The sequence below is a fragment of the Bartonella propinqua genome, assembly GCF_047263965.1.
Taxonomy (GTDB): domain Bacteria; phylum Pseudomonadota; class Alphaproteobacteria; order Rhizobiales; family Rhizobiaceae; genus Bartonella.
The window spans coordinates 1-2,036 of sequence record NZ_JBLEBK010000028.1 but is presented as its reverse complement, the minus strand read 5'-3'; the positions used below and the strand labels follow the sequence as shown (position 1 = coordinate 2,036).

At 40.6% G+C, this 2,036-nt stretch carries 5 protein-coding genes; 2 read left to right on the top strand and 3 right to left on the bottom strand.

All coding sequences use genetic code 11. The annotated features are described in order from the left end of the window. Positions 1-46: 46 nt before the first annotated feature. Positions 47-589 (bottom strand): hypothetical protein, encoded by a 543-nt coding sequence (locus tag ACMFKV_RS07145; RefSeq protein WP_413154918.1) that lies wholly within the window; start codon positions 587-589, stop codon positions 47-49. A gap of 109 nt (positions 590-698) precedes the next feature. Here ACMFKV_RS07145 and ACMFKV_RS07140 point away from each other — a divergent pair, with 109 nt between their 5' ends. Next, positions 699-920 (top strand): toxin HicA, encoded by a 222-nt coding sequence (locus ACMFKV_RS07140; RefSeq protein WP_413154917.1) that lies wholly within the window; start codon positions 699-701, stop codon positions 918-920. Next, complete coding sequence (locus tag ACMFKV_RS07135) at positions 910-1,227, top strand: type II toxin-antitoxin system HicB family antitoxin (protein WP_413154916.1); 318 nt, start codon at positions 910-912, stop codon at positions 1,225-1,227. The genes ACMFKV_RS07140 and ACMFKV_RS07135 overlap by 11 nt, the downstream gene beginning before the upstream one ends. On the opposite strand, the gene ACMFKV_RS07130 is transcribed toward ACMFKV_RS07135, so the two are convergent. Next, positions 1,217-1,600, bottom strand: coding sequence for a head-tail joining protein (locus tag ACMFKV_RS07130; RefSeq protein WP_413154919.1), 384 nt, complete (start codon positions 1,598-1,600; stop codon positions 1,217-1,219). The genes ACMFKV_RS07135 and ACMFKV_RS07130 overlap by 11 nt on opposite strands. After that, the coding region (locus ACMFKV_RS07125; protein ID WP_413154915.1) for a major capsid protein at positions 1,600-2,036 on the bottom strand (437 nt) is incomplete at its 5' end. The genes ACMFKV_RS07125 and ACMFKV_RS07130, both read right to left, overlap by 1 nt.

Sequence of the window (2,036 nt, the reverse complement as noted above, 5' to 3'; positions counted from 1 at the left end):
CACCACAACCATATTTGCCACACGACGCTTGAGATCGGTGATTTCTTTATCCCGCCGCTCTCGCATGAAAACCCTCGATTTTTTGATATTTATCCTCGTTGCTCACCCCTGTTTCGGGATCAAATCCCACAAAAGGCTCAACACAACTTGCTGCTATGTTTCCTTCGTCTGCATCAGGAATATTCGTCACATAAATGACCTCAAAGGTTAAAATGGCTCCATGGAGTGCTAAAACACCATTATCACCAAAGGCAAAAGCAATATTTTGTAGCCGACAGCTCTCAACCTTGTTGTTTAAATGGGGATTGGCATGGAAAACATTTTCCACCTCCCATGCCAATTGATCGACACAGCGCGCACCATTTTCTTCTGTTGCATAACATTCAACATCAACGGTTAAAATACGCCGCCGCAAACTATAATCATGTCCCTGTTCCAACGTCTCGCTTTGCGTGGACACGTTAATGGCAGGCATATTCTCAGACGAAAAATTAAAGTCCCGCATATTGAAAACATTGTCACCAACAGATGTCTTGGCTGCCTTTATCAATGCAACAAAGCTTGCTCTTACCATCTCTCTTGGAGGCATAAATACTCCTGTTCCGTTAATGTCTCTTCATAATAAAAAGATTGACTAGGATTAATAATGATACTATTATGAAACTATGAGCCATAAAATTGAAAAAATAATCAGCTTGATGAAAACGTCGCCAAAAAATATCAAGTTTTCAGATTTGTTAGCTGTGTGTGTACATTTTTTTGGAGAACCACGGAACAATGCTTCAAGCCATTTTGTTTTTAAAACACCATGGTTGGGTGATCCTCGTGTAAATATCCAAAAAGATTCTGGAAATAAAGCTAAAGCCTATCAAGTAAAACAAGTCTTATGGGCAATAGAAAGGATAAAACATGAACAATAATCATTATACATATCGTGTTTTGTGGTCACAAGAAGATGAAGAATATGTTGGTTTATGTGCTGAATTCCCATCTCTTTCATGGTTAAGTAATCAAGCCGAGAATGCTTTAAAAGGTATTATGAACCTTGTTTCAGAAGTTGTTGAAGATATGCAACGCAATGGAGAAGATGTCCCTATTCCTTTGTCACATGTACAATATAGCGGAAAGTTTCAACTAAGAATACCGCCAGCACTCCATAGGCAATTAGCGATTCAAGCTGCTGAAAATGGTGTGAGTTTAAATAGGTATATTTCTTCTAAACTGTAACCTTCTCTACGCCAGCAGACGAAGGTGCTTCACGCAAAATCAACTTATACATGCCCGATTCTGAAGCTTGTACATCCGCCACAAAGAAGTGCTCTTGAGAAGGAGCAGCTTCGTTGTTTTCAGGAGACATCACAACAACACTATCTTGAAGCTTTGGTGGCACCCCGCCAATATCATTGATGCAAACATCAAGTTCTTTTTTGGGGATTGTCGTGCGTGTTCTGCTACCTGCTTCCGATTCTGAATGTTTAATGCCGTAAATCGCTGTGATCTCAAAAGACTGCTCTGTCTCCTTTCGCGTATAAATGACAGGCTGCCCAAAACTGTTGCGTACATCTTCAACCATTTTTTTAAGCAGCCTGTGCCATCGCATCATTTGGCTCCTATAACGCCTTTAAAGAGCATCTCAGGGCGTGTGCAAATATAGAGCGGATAGCTGTATACTTCAGGTTTGACCCATGCATTACGATCGTGATCGACTATCAGCATCGTGTAAAGAGGCTTTCCAACCGTATTGGCAAAATCTAAAGATTCACCTGGTGCAAAGGTTTTCTGGAACACATGAGGAGCATCAACGGGTAAGAATTGACACTCATCAGGCTTAATCCCTATTGCACGTTTCGTACCCGCTTTAGCACCAATGTTATAATTATGAATGCTTCGATAATTAATAAAAGTCACCCCAGCAAAATCAAAACTACCAAAGCTCCCTGCCCCAATAGCACTTGGTGTTGCAACACCTTTTGCACTGTTTAATGTCTGTGCCATCGCTGTATTTAAATAGGTTTCACGAATGGTTTTGTGGTTTT

What these genes read in the sequence shown, in the direction of transcription:
- ACMFKV_RS07135 (WP_413154916.1), top strand. Translation starts at nt 910, where the DNA reads ATGAACAATAATCATTATACATATCGTGTTTTGTGGTCACAAGAAGAT.
- ACMFKV_RS07145 (WP_413154918.1), bottom strand. Translation starts at nt 589, where the DNA reads ATGCCTCCAAGAGAGATGGTAAGAGCAAGCTTTGTTGCATTGATAAAG.
- ACMFKV_RS07130 (WP_413154919.1), bottom strand. Translation starts at nt 1,600, where the DNA reads ATGCGATGGCACAGGCTGCTTAAAAAAATGGTTGAAGATGTACGCAAC.
- ACMFKV_RS07140 (WP_413154917.1), top strand. Translation starts at nt 699, where the DNA reads ATGAAAACGTCGCCAAAAAATATCAAGTTTTCAGATTTGTTAGCTGTG.